Source organism: Rheinheimera sp. F8 (assembly GCF_001518915.1).
Genome location: NZ_CP013656.1, coordinates 2826662 through 2850783, shown reverse-complemented (window position 1 = coordinate 2850783; position 24122 = coordinate 2826662). Strand labels below are relative to the sequence as shown.

General features: G+C 52.1%; 23 protein-coding genes. 16 read left to right on the top strand and 7 right to left on the bottom strand.

Features of this window, described 5'->3' with window-relative positions:
* The first annotated feature begins 1 nt into the window (after window position 1).
* From ATY27_RS12800 to ATY27_RS12760, 9 genes are all read left to right on the top strand, one after another.
* The gene (locus ATY27_RS12800; RefSeq protein ID WP_208931025.1) at window positions 2-313 is read left to right on the top strand and encodes a DUF167 family protein; all 312 of its coding nucleotides are present in this window, start codon (window positions 2-4) and stop codon (window positions 311-313) included.
* Between the two features lie 19 nt (window positions 314-332).
* A complete protein-coding gene (locus tag ATY27_RS12795; protein ID WP_208931024.1) occupies window positions 333-767 on the top strand; it encodes a DUF4426 domain-containing protein in 435 nt (144 codons plus the stop codon).
* Between the two features lie 12 nt (window positions 768-779).
* A complete protein-coding gene (gene rdgB, locus ATY27_RS12790) occupies window positions 780-1388 on the top strand; it encodes an RdgB/HAM1 family non-canonical purine NTP pyrophosphatase (RefSeq protein WP_208931023.1) in 609 nt (202 codons plus the stop codon).
* A 2-nt stretch (window positions 1389-1390) separates the two neighbouring features.
* On the top strand, window positions 1391-2554 hold the full coding sequence (gene hemW / locus ATY27_RS12785; RefSeq protein ID WP_244151297.1) for a radical SAM family heme chaperone HemW: 1164 nt from the start codon (window positions 1391-1393) through the stop codon (window positions 2552-2554).
* A 56-nt stretch (window positions 2555-2610) separates the two neighbouring features.
* Window positions 2611-4467 (top strand): DUF885 domain-containing protein, encoded by a 1857-nt coding sequence (locus ATY27_RS12780; RefSeq protein ID WP_208931022.1) that lies wholly within the window; start codon window positions 2611-2613, stop codon window positions 4465-4467.
* Window positions 4468-4607: 140 nt separating this feature from the next.
* Entirely contained in the window at window positions 4608-5576 is a 969-nt protein-coding gene (locus tag ATY27_RS12775) for a magnesium transporter CorA family protein (protein WP_208931021.1), read from the top strand.
* Window positions 5577-5708: 132 nt separating this feature from the next.
* Window positions 5709-7058, top strand: coding sequence for a magnesium transporter (locus tag ATY27_RS12770; RefSeq protein ID WP_208931020.1), 1350 nt, complete (start codon window positions 5709-5711; stop codon window positions 7056-7058).
* A 92-nt stretch (window positions 7059-7150) separates the two neighbouring features.
* Window positions 7151-8041 carry a 30S ribosomal protein S6--L-glutamate ligase gene (rimK, locus tag ATY27_RS12765; RefSeq protein WP_208931019.1) on the top strand — a complete coding sequence of 297 codons (891 nt, stop codon included), beginning with the start codon at window positions 7151-7153 and terminating at the stop codon, window positions 8039-8041.
* Window positions 8038-9186 carry a succinylglutamate desuccinylase/aspartoacylase family protein gene (locus tag ATY27_RS12760; RefSeq protein ID WP_244151296.1) on the top strand — a complete coding sequence of 383 codons (1149 nt, stop codon included), beginning with the start codon at window positions 8038-8040 and terminating at the stop codon, window positions 9184-9186. Before rimK ends, ATY27_RS12760 begins: the two co-directional genes overlap by 4 nt.
* Window positions 9187-9205: 19 nt before the next feature.
* Here the strand turns inward: ATY27_RS12760 and ATY27_RS12755 are convergent, their stop codons facing one another.
* The 4 genes from ATY27_RS12755 to ATY27_RS12740 all read right to left on the bottom strand — a co-directional run bounded on the left by ATY27_RS12755 (window position 9206) and on the right by ATY27_RS12740 (window position 12928).
* The gene (locus ATY27_RS12755; protein WP_208931018.1) at window positions 9206-9898 is read right to left on the bottom strand and encodes a DUF2884 family protein; all 693 of its coding nucleotides are present in this window, start codon (window positions 9896-9898) and stop codon (window positions 9206-9208) included.
* Window positions 9899-10085: 187 nt separating this feature from the next.
* Entirely contained in the window at window positions 10086-11765 is a 1680-nt protein-coding gene (locus ATY27_RS12750; protein ID WP_244151295.1) for a FapA family protein, read from the bottom strand.
* A gap of 96 nt (window positions 11766-11861) precedes the next feature.
* The gene (locus tag ATY27_RS12745) at window positions 11862-12197 is read right to left on the bottom strand and encodes a hypothetical protein (RefSeq protein WP_208931017.1); all 336 of its coding nucleotides are present in this window, start codon (window positions 12195-12197) and stop codon (window positions 11862-11864) included.
* 62 nt (window positions 12198-12259) lie between these two features.
* The gene (locus ATY27_RS12740) at window positions 12260-12928 is read right to left on the bottom strand and encodes a DUF2982 domain-containing protein (protein ID WP_208931016.1); all 669 of its coding nucleotides are present in this window, start codon (window positions 12926-12928) and stop codon (window positions 12260-12262) included.
* A 228-nt stretch (window positions 12929-13156) separates the two neighbouring features.
* Here ATY27_RS12740 and ATY27_RS12735 point away from each other — a divergent pair, with 228 nt between their 5' ends.
* The 6 genes from ATY27_RS12735 to ATY27_RS12710 all read left to right on the top strand — a co-directional run bounded on the left by ATY27_RS12735 (window position 13157) and on the right by ATY27_RS12710 (window position 20686).
* The gene (locus ATY27_RS12735; RefSeq protein WP_244151294.1) at window positions 13157-14209 is read left to right on the top strand and encodes an efflux RND transporter periplasmic adaptor subunit; all 1053 of its coding nucleotides are present in this window, start codon (window positions 13157-13159) and stop codon (window positions 14207-14209) included.
* Between the two features lie 3 nt (window positions 14210-14212).
* A complete protein-coding gene (locus ATY27_RS12730) occupies window positions 14213-17314 on the top strand; it encodes an efflux RND transporter permease subunit (protein ID WP_208931015.1) in 3102 nt (1033 codons plus the stop codon).
* Window positions 17315-17435: 121 nt separating this feature from the next.
* The gene (locus ATY27_RS12725; RefSeq protein WP_208931014.1) at window positions 17436-18218 is read left to right on the top strand and encodes an ABC transporter ATP-binding protein; all 783 of its coding nucleotides are present in this window, start codon (window positions 17436-17438) and stop codon (window positions 18216-18218) included.
* Complete coding sequence (locus tag ATY27_RS12720; protein ID WP_208931013.1) at window positions 18215-19213, top strand: iron ABC transporter permease; 999 nt, start codon at window positions 18215-18217, stop codon at window positions 19211-19213. The genes ATY27_RS12725 and ATY27_RS12720 overlap by 4 nt, the downstream gene beginning before the upstream one ends.
* Window positions 19203-19817, top strand: a complete 615-nt coding sequence (gene cobO, locus ATY27_RS12715) for a cob(I)yrinic acid a,c-diamide adenosyltransferase (protein ID WP_208931012.1) — start codon at window positions 19203-19205, stop codon at window positions 19815-19817. Before ATY27_RS12720 ends, cobO begins: the two co-directional genes overlap by 11 nt.
* A complete protein-coding gene (locus ATY27_RS12710; protein WP_208931011.1) occupies window positions 19817-20686 on the top strand; it encodes a cobalamin-binding protein in 870 nt (289 codons plus the stop codon). Before cobO ends, ATY27_RS12710 begins: the two co-directional genes overlap by 1 nt.
* A gap of 12 nt (window positions 20687-20698) precedes the next feature.
* Here ATY27_RS12710 and ATY27_RS12705 read toward each other — a convergent pair whose 3' ends face one another.
* Together ATY27_RS12705 and ATY27_RS12700 are read right to left on the bottom strand one after the other, a co-directional pair.
* Window positions 20699-21076 carry a PH domain-containing protein gene (locus tag ATY27_RS12705; RefSeq protein WP_208931010.1) on the bottom strand — a complete coding sequence of 126 codons (378 nt, stop codon included), beginning with the start codon at window positions 21074-21076 and terminating at the stop codon, window positions 20699-20701.
* 16 nt (window positions 21077-21092) lie between these two features.
* Window positions 21093-22181 carry an FAD-dependent oxidoreductase gene (locus ATY27_RS12700; protein WP_208931009.1) on the bottom strand — a complete coding sequence of 363 codons (1089 nt, stop codon included), beginning with the start codon at window positions 22179-22181 and terminating at the stop codon, window positions 21093-21095.
* Between the two features lie 89 nt (window positions 22182-22270).
* On the opposite strand from ATY27_RS12700, the gene msrA reads away from it, so the two are divergent.
* The gene (gene msrA / locus ATY27_RS12695; protein ID WP_208931008.1) at window positions 22271-22822 is read left to right on the top strand and encodes a peptide-methionine (S)-S-oxide reductase MsrA; all 552 of its coding nucleotides are present in this window, start codon (window positions 22271-22273) and stop codon (window positions 22820-22822) included.
* Window positions 22823-22830: 8 nt separating this feature from the next.
* On the opposite strand, the gene ATY27_RS12690 is transcribed toward msrA, so the two are convergent.
* Entirely contained in the window at window positions 22831-23763 is a 933-nt protein-coding gene (locus ATY27_RS12690; protein WP_208931007.1) for a hypothetical protein, read from the bottom strand.
* Window positions 23764-24122: the final 359 nt, after the last annotated feature.

The following is a 24122-nucleotide window of genomic DNA, read 5'->3' as shown; positions in this document are numbered from 1 at the left end:
TATGTCATCTACAGCCAGCGCCTGGCGCTGGATCGACGGGGATTTAATCCTGCAGATCTACGTGCAGCCCAAAGCCAGTCGCGACCAGGTGGTCGGTTTACACTGTGATGCAGTGAAAGTGGCGATCACTGCACCGCCTGTCGACGGCAAAGCCAATGCCCATGTGATTAAATTATTGGCGCAGTGGTTTGACGTGGCTAAAAGCCAGATTGAATTAGAACGTGGCGAATTGAACCGGCATAAACAACTGCGGATCCGCCAACCAAAAATAATCCCGGCGGCGCTGACTGCGCTGGGGTTACCACCCGCCTAGTCTTTTCAAGGAGCCTGTGATGAAACTTGTAACTGCGCTGCTCTACCCACTGTTTCTGCTGTTTTTGCTTGGTAGTTTCCCAAGCTTAGCTGACCAAAAACAACAACTTGGCAAATGGGATGTGCATTACATGCTGATGCCAACCACGATGCTGGACGCGGATATCGCCAAAAATTACCAGTTAAGCCGCAGCCGTAATTACCAGCTGCTGAATATCTCGGTGCTCAATACTGCAGACCAAAAAGCGCAGGCGGTTGAACTAAGCGGCACTGCAACCAACCTGGCAGGACAGCGTCAGCAATTGAGCTTTAAACCAGTCAAAGAAGGCGCAGCAATGTATTATCTGGCCGGTGTTGAAGCGCGTTCTGAGCAAAAAATCACCATTGAACTCTCCATTCGTCAGGGTAATGAACTGCAGGTGCTGAAGTTCACCCAGGATGTTTACCCGGAATAACAGGAAGCGGTTATGTTTAAACAACTGGTACTGGCGAGCAGTAACGCCGGCAAAGTGGCTGAACTACAAAGTTTATTGGCCGATTATGGCGTCGAGGTGCTGCCACAAAGCCAGTTTGGCGTGCCGGATGCCGATGAAACCGGCCTTAGTTTTATCGAAAATGCCATTCTGAAAGCCCGGCATGCATCGCGACTGACCGGTTTGCCGGCGATCGCTGACGATTCAGGCCTGGCGGTGCACGCGCTCGGCGGCGCGCCGGGTATTTATTCTGCCCGCTACGCCGCGATGCATGGCCTGGACACTGCGCAAGAAACAAAAGACGCCGCGAATATCCGCTTATTACTGCAGAATATGCAGCAACATACCGACCGCAGCGCTGAATTTCATTGTGTGCTGGCTTTAGTTCAACATGCGGACGATCCGGTGCCGCTGATCGCGCATGGCCGTTGGTCTGGCCAAATCAATCAGCAACAACTCGGCGAAGGTGGTTTTGGTTATGACCCAATCTTCTGGTTGCCAGAGCTTGGGAAAACATCAGCGCAGCTGGCTAAAGCCGAAAAAGCTGCGCTCAGTCATCGTGGCCTGGCGCTGCGGTTATTATTGACGCAATTGCGGGGTTAACGGTGTTACAACTGCCCCCGCTGTCGCTGTACATCCATATCCCTTGGTGCGTACAGAAATGTCCATATTGTGATTTTAACTCGCATGCGGTGAAGCAAGGCATTCCGGAAGCCGAGTATATCGCGCATTTGCTGGCCGATTTGGACCAGGATCTGACACTGGTCCCCAATCGTGCGCTGCATAGTATTTTTATCGGTGGTGGCACGCCCAGCACGTTCAGCGCGGAAGGCATCGCTGCCATCCTGAGCGGTGTGCGCGCCAGAATGGCGTGTGAGCCCAATCTTGAAGTGACGATGGAAGCCAATCCGGGCACCGTCGAAGCCAGCCGCTTTGCCGGCTATGTCGCTGCCGGCTTGACCCGCTTTTCGATCGGTGTGCAGAGTTTTCAGGCCGCGCAGTTGCAGGCACTTGGCCGCATTCATAATCCGGCGCAGGCCCGACGTGCCGCTGAACTGGCCACACAGCTGCGCCAGCAGGGCCTGAACAGCTTTAATCTGGATTTGATGCATGGCCTGCCCGGGCAGGCCGTGTCCGACGCTTTGGCAGATTTACAACAAGCGATTGATTTAAATCCACCGCATTTATCCTGGTACCAACTGACTATTGAGCCCAATACAGCTTTTGCCTCACGCCCGCCAGTGCTGCCGGAAGATGAAGCGCTATGGGATATTCAGGAGCAGGGACATGCGCTGCTGGCCGCGGCCGGCTATCAGCAGTATGAAACCTCGGCCTATAGTAAAACCGGTTATCAATGTGCGCATAATCTGAATTACTGGCGATTTGGCGATTATCTCGGTATCGGTTGTGGTGCCCATGGCAAGATCACTCGTCCGGCCAGCGGTGTAGATGAAACTGCAACTATTGTCCGCACCGTCAAAATCAAACACCCAAAAGGCTATATGGATTTAAGCCGCGGTTATCTTGATAGCAGCACCCCGGTCGAACCCGACGAACTACCTTTCGAATTTTTTATGAATCGCTTCCGCTTACTGGAACCCTGCCCCAAGGCCGACTTTACCGCATATACCGGGTTGTCTGTCGAAACGGTGGCGCCGGCGCTTGCCCGCGCCGTGCAGTTAGGATTAGTTAGCGACACACCACTGCACTGGCAGATCACGCCACATGGCGTGCGTTTCCTGAACGAGCTACTGCAGCTGTTTTTATAACACCAGCGCCTGACTGGTGTTACCCAGTAAAACATGAACAATAACCCGGGGATATCATGACTCTAAAACTTCAACTGCTGACTATTGCAGTCTCAGCTGCCTTATTGACGGGCTGTAATAAAGCACCGGAACAGACGGCTAACCCGGCAGCACCAGCCGCGGCCACGCAAGCTGCGCCTGCCACAGCACAAACCGAATCTGCCAAGGCCAATGCGTTTTTTGACCAATATTTCATGGATGCAGCCGCCCTAAGCCCGATGGCATTGACCCAGCTTGGCATTAAACAGGATTACGACAAGTGGGACCAGCTGACCGACGAGCAAAGTGACAAAGAGCTGGCGCTGACGAAAAAAGCCTTAGCCGATCTGGCGCAATTTGATGTCGCGAAACTGGATACCCAGACAGCACTAAGTTATCAGCTGTTTAAACAGCAACTGGAACAGGATATCGCCAACGATAAATGGCGTTATTACAACTATCCGGTCAATCAAATGTTTGGCATGCATTCCGGCGTGCCTTCTTTACTGATTAACCAACATCAGATTGAAAACGAATCAGACGCTAAAGCCTATATCGCGCGGTTAAACGGCATTCCGCAGCTGTTCAAACAACTGGAAGCTCAGCTGACCAAACGCGCCGAGCTGGGGATTATTCCACCGAAATTTGTGTTTCCACTGGCGATCGCGGCCAGTCAGAACATCATCAAAGGTGCGCCTTTCAGCACCGGTGCAGACAGTACTTTGCTGGAAGATTTTCGCAATAAAGTCAACAAGCTGACGCTGGAAGATGCTGCCAAACAGTTACTGATTAAAGAAGCGGAAGTGGCGCTGACCAGCAGCGTAAAACCAGCCTATGAAAGCCTGATTGCCTATTTAACCGCCCAGGAAAAACAAGCCGGTACTGACGACGGTGTCTGGCGTTTTAAAGACGGTGAAGCCTTTTATAATATGGCGCTCGAACGCACTACCACCACGAAAATGACGGCAGAAGAAATTCATCAGCTCGGTGTGGCCGAAGTCGCACGCATTCATGATGAAATGAAAGCCATCATGCAAAAGGTTGGTTTTAAAGGCGATTTACATGCGTTTTTCGCTTTTATGCGCGACGATGCCCAGTTCTATTACCCGGACACTGCCGAAGGCAAAGCCGCCTATTTAGCCGAAGCGACCCGGCTGATTGACCATATGAAATCGCAGCTTGACAGCCTGTTCCTGGTCAAACCCAAAGCAGACCTGATCGTCAAAGCGGTAGAACCATTTCGTGAAGAGTCCGCCGGCAAAGCTTTTTATCAGCAGCCGTCAATGGACGGCAAAAGACCAGGTACTTATTACGCCAATCTGCATAACATGAAAGATATGCCGAAGTATCAGATGGAAGCGCTGGCTTACCATGAAGGTATTCCGGGCCACCATATGCAGATCGCCATCGCCCAGGAATTAGGTGATATGCCGAAATTCCGTAAGTTTGGCCGTTATACCGCCTATATCGAAGGTTGGGGTCTGTACACTGAGTTACTGCCAAAAGATATCGGCCTGTATCAGGACCCGTACTCTGACTTCGGCCGGTTGGCGATGGAACTGTGGCGCGCCTGCCGTCTGGTGGTGGATACCGGTATTCATGCGAAAAAATGGACCCGCGAACAGGCTATCCAGTACCTGGCGGACAACACCCCCAACGCCCGCACCGAAGCGGAAAATGCCATCGAGCGCTATATCGTGATGCCTTCTCAGGCCACCGCGTACAAGATCGGCATGATTAAAATTGTTCAGCTGCGCGATAAAGCAAAAACAGCCTTGGGTGACAAATTTGATATCCGCGAATTCCACGATGTGGTGCTGAAAAACGGTGCAGTACCGCTGGACGTGCTGGAATCACTGGTGGACGCCTATATCAAAGGTAAACAAAGCGCGTAAATTTACCGGTTTTATCCACTATGAAATAAGCCCTGGCCAACTGCCGGGGTTTATTTTTAGCGCACGCCAGACTAACTTGTGCTGGTCCAGGCGCGCGGAACTGCTTATGCTGGGCGCAGAATAAGCAAAAAGGACGATGCATGCTGATCCTGCATTTATATAATCCGGAAACCAACGCCTGGCAATCCGGCGATCTGAACTTGCTCCAACTGCCGCTGCATGGCGACCAGAAAGCCTGGATCGACTTATCGGCCGCCAGTTATGCTGAACAACAACAAGTACTGAACCACTTTCAAATCCACCCGGTGATAGCCGAGGATTATCTACGCGAGCGTCACCCACCGAAACTCGAAGCCTACGATGGGTTTACATTATTGATTTTACGGGCTTTTGCCGGTGAAAGCTTCCACGAGTATCCAGGCCATGCCCAGCTGTCGCTGCTATTCTCCAATCAGGTGCTGCTTTATAAATGTCAGCTGCCAGAGGAAGCGGGTCATTACAAAGTCCAGGCATTCGATGTGAACCGACCAGTGACTCCAATCAAAGAATGGGTAAAAAGCTACATCCACACAGTGTCAGCCAGCTATTTGGAAAAATTAATCAATTTTGAAGATGAACTCGGTGAATTTGAAGACGCAATGCTCTCTCACGGCGATGACCATAAAATGAGCCGGATCATGCGGTTCCGATCCGTATTCCGTAAACTTGACCGTAACCTCGCTTATCAGAAAGACATGTTCGCCGACCTGCTGACTCCGGATGACGGCGACGCTGGTGTGATGTCGCAATTTGAACCGGTTGAACTCAGAGATTTTTATGAAAAGTTCGAGCGGTTACATTCCATGACTCAGATGTATTACGACCAACTTGGCGATCTGGTCAGCAGTTATATGTCGACCTCTTCTCATCAAATTAACGAACGGATGAAAGTGCTGACGATGGTCTCTACGGTGTTTATTCCGCTGACCTTTATTGTTGGTATTTATGGGATGAACTTCGACCATATGCCGGAATTGCACATGCCTTTGGGGTATTTCTGGACGCTGGCCGGCATGGCGGTGATTGCGCTTGGCATGTTACTGAGTTTTAAAATTAAACGCTGGTGGTAACGGTTCTCCGGCGACAAACTCGAAAAATGCTGTTGAATTGACTATAAAAATGTTACTGAGCTGCGGTATCATCCGCAGCAATTTTTGACCCACCGGACTCTGTAGCTTAGTCCTGTCGACAAGGCCCTGATTATGGCTGAAAACCAGCTGCTGGATATCGAAGAGATTGTCCGCGACAGTTTTGACGAGCAGGAAGCCGAACTGCTTGGGGAAAAACTCAGCCAGCTGGAGCCGGAAGCGATCGCTGTCGCGCTTGAAGCCATGCCATTGGAGCAGCGGCTCAGCACCTGGCTTGGCCTGCATCCGGACGAGCAGATCCATGCGCTCGGTTATATGCGCGAAGACGCGCGTGAAAATATCTTTAAACAACTGCCTGATGCCGCGCTGACTGAGCTGGTGGCGCGGATGGATGTGGACGATCTGATTGAGCTGCTGGATGAACTGCCAGACGCGGTCTATCAGGCGGCCTGCTCTAAACTCGATGCCAGCGAAAAACTCTGGCTGGCGACCGCCCTCGCTTATACCGACGATCAATGTGGTCGCTACGCCGATCACGATGTACTGACAATCCGCAACAATGCCAAAGTGCGGGATGCGGTACGGATGTTTAAAAAGCTCAATGAAGATGCCGAATATCAGGACTCCGTAATGGTCGTTGATCGCACCGGTCGTTATGTCGGTCAGCTGCACGGTACTCGCCTGTTAGGCGCGCCTTCGCATTTACCGGTTGTTGAGTTTATTGATGAAGACGCGCCGATGGTCGAAGGGGAAATGGATCTCGACACCGGTTCTGATATCGTTGCCCGCTCAGGTTATAGCGCCCTGGCCGTGATAGACGATGAAGGCAAACTGCTCGGACGTATTTCGATTGGTGAAGCGCTGGAGAATGTGCGCAGAAGCCTCGAAGGCCAGTTTATGCATACAGCAGGTCTCGATGAACACGAAGACTTATTTGCTCCGGTCGTGTCCAGTGCTAAAAGCCGTGCCGTCTGGCTTGGCATCAATTTATTGACCGCTTTTCTCGCCGCCTGGACTATTGGCTTGTTTGAAGCCACTTTACAACAACAGGTCGCCTTGGCCGTGTTAATGCCGATTGTTGCCAGTATGGGCGGCATCGCTGGCAGCCAGACGTTGACGTTAATCATCCGCGGTCTGGCACTGGGGCAAATCACACCACAAACCTATTGGGCTTTGATGCGCAAGGAGTTGGGGGTTGGGCTGATTAACGGCGTATTATGGGCGATTGTAATTTGTGCGGTGACCTATCTGTGGTTTGGCGATTGGATCATCGGAATGGTTATTGCGCTGGCTATCGTCATCAATATCCTGGTCGCAGCATTTTCCGGTGTATTAATCCCGGTCTGGCTGGAAAAGGCCCGGATTGACCCGGCCTTGTCTGGCTCAGTGATCTTAACCACGGTGACCGATGTCATCGGCTTTTTTGTATTTCTGGGACTTGGTTCTTTACTGCTGGTGCCATAGATCTGCAAAATGGCTGGCAACTTTCCCGCTTTTAAAAAACCCGTCTAGAATCAGGCAATTCCTGATCAGTCTTTGCGAGCTTCGGAGTCCGCATGAAAATTGCTGTATTATCCCGTAACGCTGAGCTGTACTCCACCCGTCGCCTGGTGGATACAGCATTAGCACGCGGTCATCAGGTCGAAGTCATAGATCCGACCTTGTGTTATATGAACATCAACCATAACGCATTGTCCATCCATTACCGCGGCACGGCATTAGAGGGCATTGATGCGGTGATCCCACGCATTGGCGCATCCATCACCTTTTATGGCAATGCCGTGCTACGTCAGTTTGAAATGATGGGCGTATATTGCCTGAATACCGCTGACGCGATCAGCCGTGCGCGCGACAAACTCAATTCAATGCAACTGATGGCTCGGGAAGGTATTGGCTTGCCGGTCACCGGTTTTGCCGATAAACCCGGCGACATTCCGGACCTGATTGAAATGGTCGGCGGAGCCCCACTGGTGATTAAATTACTCGAAGGCACTCAAGGTATCGGTGTTGTATTAGCCGAGACCCGCACGGCCGCAGAGAGTGTGATTGAAGCCTTTATGGGCCTCAATGCCAATATTCTGGTGCAGCAGTACATCAGCGAAGCCAAAGGCGCCGACATCCGCTGTTTTGTCGTCGGCAATAAAGTTGTAGCCGCGATGAAACGTCAGGCCAAAGCCGGTGAGTTTCGCTCGAATCTGCATCGCGGCGGCACTGCGACTGCGGTAAAACTCAGCACTGCAGAGCGAAAAACCGCGCTGCAGGCGGCAAAGTGTATGGGGCTTGCTGTCGCCGGCGTCGATATCCTGCAATCCAAAGAAGGTCCAGTCGTGATGGAAGTCAACAGCTCACCTGGCCTGGAGGGGATCGAAGCAGCTACAACGGTTGACGTAGCCGGTGCGATTCTGGATTATCTGGAAAGCCAATACCAAAAACATCAGGAACGATGATGACTGCACCTGCTGATCTGCCGGATATCGTACCAGACATTGTGGCGGATCTGACCGTTGAACCATCGCCGGACCAGGCATCACCCTCACCAGTCACACCGGTGCAGGCTGATTTTGTACTCGGCAACAGTCAAATCGCGCCAGGGCAACGGATGGTCGTTGATATCCCGTTTGGCAAACTCTATACCCATACCGAACTGAATATCGGTGCGCATGTCATTCACGGCAAAAGACCGGGGCCGGTTCTGTTAATTACCGCCGCGTTACATGGTGATGAAATTAATGGTGTGGAGATCTGCCGGCGTTTGTTGCGCTTGCCGCGGCTGAATAATATTAAAGGCACCTTGATTGTGGTGCCGATTGTCAACACTTATGGTTTTGTGCAGCAAAGTCGTTATCTGCCCGATCGACGCGATTTAAACCGCAGCTTTCCCGGCAGTGAAAAGGGCTCACTCGGCAGCCGGATGGCCTGGCAATTTACCGATCGGATCTTAAAAAAATCGACGCATGTCATTGATTTACACACTGGCGCCATTCATCGCAGCAATTACCCGCAAGTGCGTGCAACGTCGAAAGACAAAGTATCGCTGCGCATGGCCGAAAGTTTTAATGCCCCCATCATCATCAAGGCAGCCAGTCGCGACGGCACTATGCGTGGCACCGCGAATGGCATGGGCATTCCAATTATTTTGTATGAAGCCGGCGAAGCGCTGCGGTTTGACGAGCAAGCCATCAATATCGGTGTACGGGGTATTGTCAATGTGATGCACAGTCTCGGCATGCTCAGAACGCTGAAACGTCAGCAGAAAACCGGGTCGTTATTTTCAAAGAAAAGTAGCTGGATCCGCGCCGAACACGACGGGATCGCCCGGTATTATCAGGGCCTCGGTCAAATTGTGACGGCTGGAGATGTGCTGGCTCATATCTATTCGCCGTATTCTGATTTTGAAGTGGCAGTCCATGCACCATTCAGTGGCATTATCATTGGCCGCAACAACCTGCCGTTAGTCAATGAAGGCGAAGCGCTGTTTCATATCGCTGAAGTCAGCGAACTGGCAGAAGCCGAAAAAACGTTGGATGCCATTAGTGATGAAGTGGATAACGCCATGCCGGCGGTGCTTGGCAACGATTATGGGGTGGTCTGAGCCACCCACTGGTTTTGATTTATTTAGCGATCACCACGTCATATGCGGCGAGGCCCGGCACCCGTTGTTGCAGCTGTGTTTCGATTTGGTCAAGTTCAACCAGACGATTACAGAACAGCGCTGATTTCGCTTCCAGTTCATCTGCTTTGGCATCCAGACCTAAGTTGATTTTATCAACCAGTTGCTCGACCGGTTGCCAGTCGCGGCTGTCATTCAGTTCAAAGTTATCGTCGGTCTGTTGCAACGCATCCCGCAGCGCCTGCCACACTGCACCAACGGTGTTTTTTGCCAGATTATTCAGATTTTCCTTTAATTCACCGTGTAAGAAAGCGTCCATTTCATTCAGGCTTTGCGGCGCCAGGTAAAAGTGTTCGCCACTGCGGACAAAACGCGACATGATTTGATAAGTGGTTTCACGTACCAGCGCCTGCCATTCTTCCTGCTGGGCTTTGTTCCCTACCCCAACCAGCATACTCTCGATCGCTTGCAAACCAAGTTCCATACTATCTACAGCTATCCCAACCACTTGCGGCACAAATTTGCGCATGCCATGACTGTATTTTTGTAATACCCGGATATCTTCAGCAGACAACTGCTGCAGTTCGCCCTGAATAAACAGCTGTTGGTCATTATTGATTTGGTATTGGGTACGGTCAGCGGTTTGGATGCGGATTTGGTCTGGGGAGATCAGGATGCCGTGGCGAAAGGCCATCTTGCATTCGCTGGCCTGCGTCCAGAGTGGCAGTAAAATCAGGCCTGTTAAGCACAACCACTTTATATTCACTTCAAATCACAATTCAGCAAGGTAACAATATCATCACAGCATACCATACGCGGGCACAACAGAACGGTTGGCAGAGCCGTGAAAGTCGCAGCCTGCGGTCCGTTGGTCGGTTTTCTCAGCTGACCCAGGGCTCAATGCTCAACCGTGTTTCCTGTTGCAGGATCTTACTGGGACCATATTCCCGTTTCACCGGCAAGACTTCAGTGCCCAGTTTAAATTCGATGCCGGCGAACATCTGCTGCTTCACCAGCACCAGTACTTCGGTCATTTTGCTGAGCCGGTCAACTTCGAGCAGTTTCACGTCTTCTATCAACGCCAGTGCGATAGCTTTTTGCGCTTCAAAATCTTCCACCAGGTATTTCATCTGTTCCACTGCAGCTTCCGACCGTTCCTGTTGCTTCATTTGTTCGACGCTTTGACGGATCTGCTCCATTTCCTGTTTGACCATGGCGATGTTCTGCTTCAGTGCCTGCTGTTTTTCCAGGATCGGATCAATACGACGGTTCAAATTAATCTGTAAGGCGCTTTCTGAAGGAGCACCTAAAATACCGGCTTTCAGACCAAAATCCAGCAAAAAACTGCCACCGACAATTTTGCCATTGAGCTTATCTTCCGTGCCGGCGATCACACTGCGTGCATTCACATCACAATGATTAATTTGTTTCGTTGCCTGAAAATCGCCTTGGCATTCAATGCGCGCATATTGGGCCAACGTACATTGGATACTGCCTGCTGCCCGCACCACGGTGCTGAAATTTTCCAGACTGTTATCCTGTGCCGAAAACTGATGGCCAATAATGGCACCGCCAATATGCACGTCGCCACCAGATTCAATCAGTGATCCTTCGGCCATGCCCTTGATAAAAATATTGCCACCGGCAATCACTTTCATACTTTCAGTCACATCGCCGTTAATAATGACGGAACCTTTGAACTGAACATGACCGGTCGACAAATCTACTTTTTTTACCGCGTAGACTTCATCAACTGCCGCTCCGGCATCTAATACCCGTGGCATACCATCCCGACTGGCAATCAGCACATCTGCGTCGGTTGGGCTGACTTCAGTCCCTTCACCCGGCTTCCATTCGACCTGTTGGCCCGGAGGTGCCAGGGTAATATCACCGCGAACGGAAACACCGTCTGCGCCTTTAGTTGGTGGACGGCGTCTGATTACGGGATCTCCAATACGAACCGAGGGGATCACACCAAAGTCACGCAAATCGACTTTTGACTCGCTGACCTGCAAAGGCCTGTTGGGACGAACAGTCAGCCCTTCTACCAAGGCCTCAAAACTGGCGTTCTGACCTGGCTGCATCACGCGGCCAATCGCAATTATCTGTTGTAATTTACTGCCGGGCTCCGCACGGCTGGCAGTGCCAACCAGCTGCACGATCGCCTCTTTCTGAAATCCAAAGCTAACGCCGGCTTCTTGTGCAGCTTTGACCAGATCATTTGCTGATACAGGTGCGCCGCCCCAGGCAGCAACAATTTCAGCCACGGCAGACATCGAGTCGGCAGCAATTTGAATGGTCAATACGGCATTGCGGCGCTCAGCAATTTTACGCCGGACCACGACACCTTCTTTAAGTTTGTTCAGCTTGATATCGTTTTGCAGCGCCTGATAATCAGACAATAACTGGTTAATTTGTTCGGTGAGAATAAAACAACGGGCGTAGCCTGCTTCCTGCAAAGCGTCACGGACAGCCTGCTCGGTTAGATCATACAATCCGACTGCAACCCGTACTTCGACGAAGTCTTCATCTTTGCTGAATTGCATTGCTACTTTATTCACGACAACATCACATGAAAGAAACTGATTGTGGCGTTACTGAAACAAAAAACGGGCATGAATGCAAGCGATTGTGCGTTCAGGCCCGTTGAAATACGGTCAGATATAGTTTTCCTGATGAACACGGATAAACAGATCAGTGCCGATTTTGGTGTAGTCGATTTTATATTCTTTGTTGTTCAGTGCCTGCACAAACAATAATGTTTTGCTTTCACCAAACACATCTGAACTGCCGATATCGACCAGTTCCATATAACGTTCTTTTGCTTCAACCCGATTTGCCGGCACTTCTTCTTCAAATTTTTTCACGCCGGTGCGGGATACGATGACTACCGGGTCGGTATCACCATTGATAATCACTAAATCGAGTTTTTTCTGTTTGTGGATAATGGTATTACGACCACTGACCAGAAAAGGTCTTTCATATGTACTCATCTGTGCATTCACCAAATCTGCAAGGAAGTTTTTTGCATTATGAACCAGCAGTTGGGGTGTGTCTAGCCGTTGTTTTCCTGAGTAAAATTCAACCGCTGCCGATTGATAAACAGGCAAAATTCACTGACGCTGCAATTAGCCAGATCTGCAGGGATCAGCAGGTCAGCCTGCACAAACTGCCGCAGATGCACCATGCGCTGGGCGAACATCGCCTGCACGCCTTTGTATAGCCGCGTTTTACTGCGATAGGCACTGACATCGGTCAGATAGTCGCTGACACAGCGCCCGTCAGGACAACCGCCCCCCGCCGCCGCTATCAGCAAACCACGTTGTTCTATCAATAACCGTACGGCCAGCCGCAAAGGGATAGCCGTCAGAATTTGGTCGTAATCCAGCACCCGCACCCCAATCCAGGCCATTTCACGGCCCTGCAACGTCACTTGCTGGACCTGCCCCAAACAACTCCATGGAATAAACCAGCTGCCGCGTGGGTGAAAATAACGCAAACCATCGGCTGTAGTTTCTGCCAGCAAAACCGGTGCACGGAGTTTCATGATGCCGACATAAGCAGCAACGAGGGTCAACAGGAACCACAACACCCAGCCTTGGGCCGCCATCAAATCAGCACGGACTGCCAGCAACAACATCCCCGCCAATAACATCGCCGCAGCCGTCAGAAACAACGTCGCACCACCTTTGGCCGAGGCAGCATAAAACTGACGGTGTGTCATAGCGATTGCATATACCAATACATTAACAAGCTCATCAGAATGGTCCAGACCAGGTAAAACCGAATCATTCTGCAGCGTTCGCACTTTTTGTCCGCCATTTCATCTCCTGAATTTTCGCGCTGATACGACCAATCGACCTCATACTGCGATAACGCCGACATCTAATACAGAACGGATTCCCTACAATACATCAGTTTTTGATGAAATATATGGACCGGAGTTCTGACATTGATTAACCATTCACGCCTGATTTGGATCATTTTTTTATTGCTGGCTGGCTTTATGTTGTATTTATTCTTTCAAACAACAGGGCCGCAAGACCAAAGTCGACGGACTGAGAACCAAATTTATGTCAGCACCAGTAAAGTTCAAAGCGCATTACTGACCCGAAAAGTTGACGCTCTGGGCACGGCACTGGCTTATGATTCCGCCCGTATCGTCAATGCCAGCAGTGATTATCTGATTGAACTGAATATCCGGGAAGGTCAGCCGGTGAAAAAAGGTGATTTAATCGCCCGTTTTAATGATACCGAAGAGCGCGCCCGCATTGCTGAATTGAAGGCCCTGATGACGGAGCAAAACCGCCAGTTAGCGCGGCTGAAAAACTTAACCCGGACCCAGGCCAGCGCACAGTCGTTGCTCGACGAACAGCAAGCCAAAGTCAATGCCACCCGCGCCCAGCTCGACGCACTCGAAGCCCGGCTCAATGAACTGGTGATCCACGCGCCGTTTGACGGTGTGCTGGGGTTACGTCAGGTCAGTAATGGCGCCTACCTCGCCACAGGCACTGAACTGACCACACTGGACGATATCAGTAAAATCCGCGTTGAATTTAATATCGCTGAACGTTATCTGGCAGCATTGCAAACCGATATGGTTATCCTCGCCGACAACATTGCCTATCCCGGTTTTGCTTTTCAGGGCAAGGTAAAGGCCATTGACCCACGGATTGACCCGGTGACCCGCTCGGTGAAAGTCCATGCCGTGATCGACAATGCCGATTTGAAACTGCGCCCGGGCATGCTGCTGAATGTGCATGTTGAACTGGCCAAAGCTGAGGTCGTGCAAATCGCTGAAAAAGCCGTGATGCCGCTGCAAAGCAAACATTATGTGTTTGTGGTCGAGGCTGAAAATAAAGTCCGCCAGGTGGAAATCATCCCCGGCCAGCGTTTACCGGGCCTGGTTGAGGTCATATCGGGTCTTAAAGCCGGCGATGAAATTGTCACAGAAGGTAGCCAGAAGCTGCGCACCGGCGTGGTGATCACGCGGTCGGAGCCATAAACCATGCTGCTGTCTGATCTGTCTGTCAAACGTCCGGTATTCGCAACCGTCATTAACCTGGTGCTGGTGATCTTCGGCATCGTCTGTTTCAGTATGCTGCCGCTGCGTGAATATCCGGATATCGATTCGCCAGTGGTGACCATCAGCACCGACTATCCCGGCGCTTCAGCTGAGATTGTTGAATCGAAAATTACCCAGCCGCTGGAAGATTTGATCAGTGGCGTCGAAGGTATCATCAATATCAGTTCCAGCAGCCGTGTCGGCCGCTCGAACGTCATCATCGAATTTAATGTTAACCGCGATATCGACGCCGCCGCCAATGATGTGCGCGAACGCGTGTCACGGATGATGGAACGCTTGCCAGATCAGGCCAGACCGCCGCAAGTGGTCAAAGCCAACGGTGACGATGACACCATCGCCTGGTTTTTGCTGAACAGCGACACCATGACCAACCTGGAGCTGACCGACTACGCCAACCGCTATATCGTCGAACGATTTTCGGTGGTCGACGGTGTGGCCCGGCTGCAAATCGGTGGTGAGCGCAAGTACGCGATGCGCATCTGGCTGAATAAAGATGCGATGGCGTCGCGAAATGTCACAGTCGCCGATATTGAAAACGTGCTGCGCAATGAAAACGTCGAATTACCGGCCGGTAACGTTAAATCCGCCGACCGCGATTTTATCGTCCGGGTGATCCGTACCTATAAAACTCAGGATGATTACCGCCGCCTGGTGGTGAAAAAAGGCGACAACAACTACTTAGTCCGGCTGGGCGAAATTGCGGATGTGACCCTGGCTTCAGAAAATGAAGAAAGTGAATTCAGAAGCGACGGCAAGAACGTGCTCGGCATCGGTATTATCAAGCAGTCCAAAGCCAATACACTGGATGTGGTGCGTAACGTCAGAACTGAAGTGGATCGGATCTCTGCCAGTCTGCCGGCCGGAACAACTATAGTGCCGGGTTATGATTCATCGTTGTTTATCGCCGAATCTATCCATGAAGTTTATGTCACGCTCGGTATTGCCATGGTGCTGGTGGTCCTGGTGATATTTGCCTTTTTAGGCAGCGTCCGCGCCACTTTTATTCCAGCCATCACAGTGCCGGTTGCCCTGATTGCTGCCGTGACCGTGCTGTATGCGCTGGATTTCTCGATTAACCTGCTGACGCTGTTAGCCATGGTGCTGGCGATTGGTCTGGTGGTCGACGATTCGATAGTCGTACTGGAAAATATTTACCGGCGGATTGAACAAGGCCAGCCACCGCTACTGGCGGCCTACCATGGCAGCCGCGAAGTTGGCTTTGCGGTTGTCGCAACCACACTGGTATTAATCGCGGTGTTTGTCCCGCTGGTGTTTATGCAAGGTGATTTAGGCAAATTATTCACTGAATTTGCGCTGGCGGTTGCTGCTGCGGTGGCATTCTCCGCGATTGCCGCACTGACGCTTTCACCAATGCTGTGCAGCAAGATGCTCAAAGTGCAAAAAGAGAAACGGGGCTTTAGTCTGGTTATCCACCGGGCGATGGAAAAAGTGGAAGCCGCTTATCTGCGTCAGCTGCAAATAGTAACGCGGGTACGCTGGCCCAGCTGGCTGGTGCTTGGCAGCTGTGTCGTTATCAGCGTGTTACTGCTGAAATTGCTGCCATCGGAGTTGTCACCACAGGAAGACCGCGGCACCTTTTTTGTCATGATGAGCCCGGCGGAAGGCGCCAGTTATCAGTCCAATCAACAAAACATGCGGCTGATTGAAGATATCCTGCTGCCCTACTACGAAAAAGGTGAACTGAACCGTTTATTGATCCGCGTACCTGGCTTTGGTAACAGCGGCGGCATGGCGATTGTCGGCAGCGAAAACTGGCATAACGGTCAACGCCGTACACCAGAATTGATGCAGGAGATAGGTCAGAAACTCAATAACCTGACCGACGTGCGCGCCTTTACTAATATGCGCAGCGGCCTGACTGCTGGCCGTGGCGGTGGCGGTGGTGGCCGGCCGGTGCAGTTTGTCATCCAGGGTAATACCTATGAAGAACTCGCCAAATGGCGCGACATCGTGCTGGCAAAAGCGCGGGAAAACCCGAACCTGCAAATGCTTGATCACGATTACAAAGAAACTGTGCCGCAAATTCTGGTGGAAATTAACACCGAACGCGCCGCCGATCTGGGCATTTCGGTTGGCGTGGTCGGCCGGGCGCTGGAAGCCATGCTGGGCGGCCGCCGTGTGACGACCTTCCTTGATCGCGGTAAAGAATACGATCTTATTCTGGAAGGCGCCGATTCGGATTTCAGCGATCCAACCAGCATCACTGGTGTTTATGTGCGATCCACGGGTTCAAACAAGCTGATACCGCTGGACAATCTGGTGACACTGAAAGAAGAAGCCACATCATCAACACTGAATCGGTATAACCGGATGCGCGCTATCACCATTATGGCCAATCTGGCGCCGGGATATAGCCTCGGTGAAGCATTGGAATACCTGGAAGGTGTGGTGCGGACAGAGATTAAAGACGTCGGCGGTATTGATTATAAAGGCGAGTCGCTGATGTTTAAAAACAGCGGTGAATCGACCATCCTGATTTTTGCTTTGGCGCTGATTATTACTTATTTGGTGATGGCTGCGCAGTTTGAGAGTTTTATTCATCCGTTTGTCATTATGCTGACGGTGCCGCTTGGCATGGCCGGTGCGCTGGGTGGCCTCTATCTGGCCGGGATGACACTGAATATCTATAGCCAGATTGGATTGGTGATGATTATCGGATTGGTGGCGAAAAATGGCATATTGATTGTTGAGTTCGCCAATCAGCTACGGGATGCCGGCGTGGAGTTCACTGCGGCCATTCATCAGGCAGCAGTCCAGCGTCTGCGCCCTATTACGATGACGGCCTTTACCACTGTGATGAGCAGTATTCCGTTGATTATCACCTCGGGGCCAGGTTCTGAGAGCCGGATGGTGATTGGCATGGTCATTTGTGCCGGTGTTGGCTTTGCCACGTTGCTGACCTTGTATATCGTACCAGTGGCTTATGTGGCGCTGGCGCGCAACACCGGTTCACCACAGGACATCGCCAAAGCGCTGGACGTACTGGACACACCTAAAGACTGATGCTTTTAATTGCCCACCGCCGCCGCGTGCGGCGGGCTGGGCCTTGCGTTGAATATTTGTTACTATCCGTACATTGTTTTTCCTGGCTGTACCACAGCCGTTCTTTTCGGTGCAGCATTTAATGACCGACACATCGGTGTTACTGCAATGCCAACAAGTCCAACTACAACTCCCCGGCGGATTCCTGCTTGGGCCGCTGAGTTTTGCCCTGAAAGCAGGCAAAATCTATGGCTTACTCGGCGCCAACGGCGCCGGTAAATCGACATTGTTACAGCTATTGGCCGCACTGAAATCCCCTGATCAGGGCCAGGTATTGTTACAGCAACAGCCCCTGCAACAACTCGAACCGCGCGCCCGCGCCCGCCAGCTGGCCTATTTAAGTCAGCAGCAACCACCCACAGAGATGACAGTGCAGCAACTGCTGCAATTGGGCTTAATGCCGCATAAAGCATTGTGGCAGGCCGACACCCCTGCAGATAAAGCCGCCATCAACGCCGCACTCAGTCAGGTTGGCCTTGCCGACAAGGCATCAGCTTTGCTGCGCCACTTATCCGGCGGTGAACAACAACGTGCCCATCTGGCCCGGGTTCTGGTGCAACAGGCCTGTGTATTGTTACTTGATGAACCGGTCAATCACCTGGACATCCACTATCAGCATCAACTGCTGGCGATATTACGCCGCAGTGGTCTGACCGTTCTTGCCAGTTTTCACGACATTAATCTGGCGGCAGCTTATTGTGATGAGTTGCTGGTGTTACAGCATGGACAGTTACTGGCGGCTGGCACTCCGGCACAGGTGCTGCAACCTCAACTGCTGGAACAGGTGTATGGCCGGCCTTGTCTGGTTGATCACAGCCCATTTGATCAGCACTGCCGTGTAACTTTTGCCCCGGAGTGCCGATGACCCGCCACAGCGTGTTGCAGCTGTTACTTTTAATCGGACTATCCGGTGTCAGTGTGATCGCTGCACTGCAGATCGGCGTGGTCGATTTGCCGCTTTGGTCACTATTAACCGGCCAGGCGACCGATCCCCTGCCGCAACAAATTTTCTGGCAATTACGCCTGCCCCGCGTATTGCTGGCCGGACTTGCCGGCGCAGCCCTGGCGCTGTGTGGCGCCTTGCTACAGCTGCTCAGCCGGAACGAACTGGCCGATCCGTATTTATTTGGTGTGGTGTCCGGTGCCGCACTCGGCGCCACTATCAGCAGTTTGTTGTTCCCGGCGCTGGCACTGGCGTTGCCGGCATCGGCTTTTGCCGGTGCGCTGATCGCGATCTTGCTGGTGCTGACACTGGCACAGCGGGCCACCGCGCAAGGCATGCAATCCCTCAGCACCTTATTGCTAACCGGTCTTGCCGTGTCATTTTGTGCCAGCGCGCTGGCCAGTTTATTGCTGTTTCAGGCCGACAGTTTTGCCGCCAACCGGATTATTTTTTGGTTAATGGGCAGCGTCAGCCACGCTGACTGGCAGGCCGTTCAGTTGCTGGCGATCGCACTGGTTTTGACCTTAGTGGTCTGTAGTCTGGGTCGCCGCCAACTGGTGGCGCTGGCCTGGTCCGACGATATGGCAAAAAGCCTCGGTGTGGCGGTTAACCGCTGGCGTCTGCTGTTGCTGTTACTTTGCGCCCTGCTGACCGCAGTGGTGGTCGCTTATTGTGGTGGTATTGGCTTTGTTGGTCTGATGATCCCGCATCTGATCAGGCTGATGTTCGGTGGCCAAATCCTGACGTTGTTATTCGGCAGTGCGCTTGGCGGTGCGATTTTTCTGATCTGGGTCGATACCGTCGCCCGTAGTGCGCTGGCACCACAAGAATTGCCCATTGGCATTCTGACCGCTTTATGCGGCAGTGCGTTTTTTCTGTTGTTAATTAGCCGACGCCGGAGTCCAAATGAGTCATGAAGTGCCTGTACCGGAACAGAAATCCGGTCACCAGAAACGCCAGCAAAAGCTAAAAGAACAGGTTGATGCCCGCATCGCCAGCGCGACTATCGATAAAGGCTTATTACTGGTGATCACCGGCAATGGCAAAGGTAAGTCAACCGCCGGGTTTGGCGTCGTGGCACGCGCTACCGGTCATGGTCAGAAAGCCGCTGTCGTGCAATTTATCAAAGGTGGCTGGGACTGCGGTGAGCGTAATTTGTTGCAACAACACGGTGTACCTTTTGCGGTGATGTCTACCGGTTTTACCTGGGATACACAAAACCGCGAGACCGATATCGCCGCAGCACAACAGGTCTGGCAACAGGCCAAACAGTTTTTACTGGATCCGGCGCTCAACCTGGTGTTGCTTGATGAGCTGACCTACATGGTGGCGTATGACTATATTGCGCTGGATGACGTTTTAGCCGCGTTGCAGAACCGGCCGGCTAGCCAACATGTGGTGATCACCGGTCGGGGCTGTCACCGCGCCTTGCTTGAGCTGGCAGACACCGTCAGTGAAGTACAAAATATCAAACATGCGTTTGACTCCGGAGTCCGGGCGCAACAAGGAGTGGACTGGTAATGCGTTTTTCAGTCACCGCACTGGTATTGCTGTTGTGTACATCGCCGTTGTTGGCCGCACCGGGCCCCCGTTTGGTAGTGCTGGCACCGCATTTAACCGAACAACTGTACAGTATTGGTGCCGGCGGCCTGATTGTCGGCACCGTCGAACATGCCGATTATCCGGCAGAGGCCTCTGCTATCCCCCGTATCGGCAACTATGCCGGGCTGCAACTGGAAAGTATTCTGGCACTCAAACCTGATTTAGTGCTGTTTTGGCAAAGTGGCAGCCCGGCCGCGGATATCAGCCAGTTGCAGCGGCTCGGCATCCGCACCGAAGGCTTTGAGCCAAAAACGCTGGACGATATTGCCGCGGATCTGGAGCGTCTCGGTAACCTGACCGGTCAACAAGCGCGCGCCAGTCAACAGGCCAGTGCGGTTCGGTCTCGCCTGGCGGCACTGCGCCAGCAATATCAGCAGAAAAAAACCGTGCGGGTGTTTTACGAGTTATGGGACGAACCGCTATCGACGATTGGACCGGGCGCATGGCCAGCACAGGCGCTGCAGCTGTGCGGTGCGCAGAGTATCTTTGCCGACGCCGCCGGAGCTTATCCGCAGGTCAGCGCTGAAGCGCTATTACAACGACAGCCGGATTTGATTGTGCAGCCAGTATCAGACACAGAACCACGCCGCCTGACGGACTACACCACACGCTTTGCCAGCCTCAAAGCAGTGCAACTGCAACAACGGGCGCAACCGAATGCCGACTTATTGCACCGCGCTACAATCCGCACCCTTGATGGCGTGGCTGAGCTGTGCAAGTTGATAGATCACAGCCGGCAGTTCTATGCGACGAAGCCTGAGACCCCGTCGCTGCCGGTACCCCGCTAAACCACCAGTGCGTTAGCGACAGGCGTAAGTTGCCAGCGCTTTTTGCACCGCGATAATGTTGCCGTCTTTACTGAAGGTCTTACGCAGCGGCTCCGCCGTGCTGCTAAGCCAAATGACCAGTTCTGATTCCAGATCAAAGTGACCTTTGGTTTCAGCACTGAAGCGCACAATCGAGCGGTAAGGCACCGACATATATTCTTTCTTTGAGCCGGTGATGCCTTGTTTATCAATCAGGATCAACCGCTTGTTGGTAAACACAATCATATCACGCAGCAACTTAAATGCTTGCTCGGCCTGTTCGCCGTCAGCCAGTAAGCTGGCCAGCTCGGCTTCGACTTCAGCCACATCAATTGCACCGGCGTTCCCCAACAATCCACTGAACAATCCCATCTGAACTCCTTTATCGTCAATGCCTTGCCACTATGGCGTCCTCCAGCATAGAGTCATTGGCAACGGCTGACAAGGCAGCAGCAGTCATTGATTCTGGCACCAGGCGTGCTGCAGCCTGCAGGCCAGCCAGATAAGCATTTTCGACCCGGCCACCCAGGCACCAATCACCGGCCAGTATTAGTTGTTGGTCTTTGTCAGTCAGCAGCCCTGGTGCTGGCTGCGCCGGATTATAACTGGCATACAGCCAGCGATGGCAGAGTGACTGGATGCTTTCAACTTTTTGCCCGATGATGGCGCTGAATTCCAGTTGGGCCAACGCCGCAAGTTCTTCCGGACTGGCTTCCAGCAGTTGCAGACTGGTGCTGGCATTAAAATGTAACAGCCATTGTTCTGTCATCCCGGTTCTGCCTGGTTTGGCACTTTGCCGGGCACACCAGCTGAGCGGCCCCTCTTTGACAAAAATACCATCTGCCGGATGGTCAACTGCGCGGTACAGCTGCAATGAAACCGCCCAGCAGGGCAACAACAGTGCAGGCGGGATCTGCATAGCAAGCGGATGTTTCGCCAGCAACTGGCGGCACTGTTCTGGCGGACAGGTCAGGACCACGGCGTCAAATCCAGGATAGCTGGCGCCTTCAGCCGAGCTTAATGTCCATTCCCCACCATGCTGACTGCTGAAGCTGCTCTGACTGAAACTCAGTTCCGTGATGCGACAATTCAGATGCAGCGTCGTATCACCAAGTATGGTCTTCACCAGCTGATGCATCGTTGGCGTGCTGACATAACGGCTTTGGCCGTCATTGGATGGCAACAACAAGCCATGCTGCCAGACATAAGGATCAAAATCCCAACGCTGCACCACTCCTTGCGCCAACCAGCCCTGCAACGCCTGCACAAAAAGCGGATGACGGGCAGTAAAATACTGGGCACCAAAATCTAACGGATAAAACGGCAGCGCCTCATCCCTCGACTCCACCCGCTTCGATGTCATGCGCCCACCCGGGCCCCGGGCTTTGTCAAACACCACAACTTCAACGCCCGCCAGGCGGAGTTGATTGGCCGCACTGGCTCCGGTCATCCCTGCACCGATAATTGCAACTCGCATTTTTTTCTCCATTTATGTCATCTGTTGGCCTGAGGGTACGTATTAGACTACGCTATCGGGCATTCAGCAGATTAGTTAGGGGATTAAACATGGCACAACTGGCAACTTTTGCAGGCGGATGTTTCTGGTGTATTGAAGCTGCGCTGGCGCAAGTTCGCGGCGTTTCGCAAGTGGTCAGTGGCTATATGGGTGGCAGCAGTGCAAACGCCAACTATCGCGCAGTCTGCACCGGCACCACCGGTCATGCCGAAGTCGTCCAGCTGACTTATGATCCGGCGCAGGTCAGTTTTGAATTGTTGCTTGAGATGTTTTTCCACTTACACGACCCGACAACATTAAACCGGCAAGGCAATGACATCGGCACGCAGTACCGCTCCGAGATCTTTGCCCACGACGAAGCTCAGCTTGAGACAGCCCGGCAGTTTATCAGCACAGCGCAAGCTGATTTCGATGCGCCAATTGTGACGGCCATCAGCCGGGCCAGTACTTTTTATCCGGCCGAATCTTATCATCAGGACTATTTTAATCAGAATCCGCAGCAATCGTATTGTGCTTATCTGATCGCACCAAAACTGGCGAAATTCCATCGGACTTTTAACACAGCATTGCGCCATACAAGTGCCGCAGCCGAACGGTCATGATCCTGATGTTATTCCCACGCCGATTCAATCACGCAACCCGGAAACTGCGCTGCGGCAAAATAGGCATTTGGATCTTTATATTCCAGCAGATGATGGTTAAAACTGATCTGTAAGTTAATCATGTCGCCGGGCTGTTTTCCCTGTAGTCCCTGCAGCGGTGTTAACACGCCTGGCTGAATATTGGCGTTATAAATAATCCGCGCCGGCAGCTCTTCATCAATCCCCAGAGCGTTGGATAAACGCACACTAAACCGTCCCAGCTCAGCCTGCAGCTTTCTGATGATATTTGGCGTCAGCTTATTCAGCAGTTTAAATACAAAAGGCACGTCGACCTGTTGTGATATTTGTGGCTGGGCAGTGGACAGATCCGGAATAGCCTGTAACTGACCGGTCATTACATTGTAGTGCCCCCGGATCTCAACATCATTCAGTGTCAGAAAAATCCGCACTGTCGCCGGCCATTTTTTCAATTCACCAATGCCCTGCAAACCAAAGCCATTCAGCAGCACCGGCACAGTACCGTCTGCCGCTACAACTCCCAGTACTTTCATCTGCACTTCGCCCTGTACATATGCATTGATGCTGCTGACCCGGTCAAAACCTTCGCTGGCCTGAATATCGTAAATGCTCTGGCTGATCATTTCTTTGTAGTTATTTTCGATATAGCTGGTTTGCAATGACGCCAGCGCCATAAAATCCCGGTGCATCAGCGTCGGATAGTCGGATAACGTCGTGACGCCTTCCGCATGACACTGGCCACCGGAAATAATCAACGGTTTTTCAATCACATACTGACAATCCTCCATCTGCCGCGCCACGTAACGCTGAACTTTATGACAGGACTCGTGCGGATATAATGTGATGGCCTGCACCATTGGCGCCATCAGGCTGGCAGCGGCAAACACGAGGACGGAACTTGAAACAGTGTTCAATGATTGCATGATTTGACTCCGGGCAATAAAGCAAATGAATTCAATGAGGCGCCGCAGATGTCCGCTGGTCAATTTTACGTCGGTAGAATTTCATAAAAATTCTTTTTCATCTGCTCTCAGGTCCAAGGATTACTGCATCAGCTTGGCAGGCAACAGGATGCTATCTCAATTCAAATCTTACCGGCGCGTCGTGCGATGACATCAACTTTTTAGTCCGCAGAATGCGCTGGCAGGCGATAAAACAACAATCAGCGGTAGTCTGAAGACGCAGCAGATGCATCGGAGATCTCTCATTTCAGCTGATCCAAAATAAAAACCCCCGACAGAAGCGGGGGTTCGGATAAATTGCAGACAAAAGCCGTACTGCC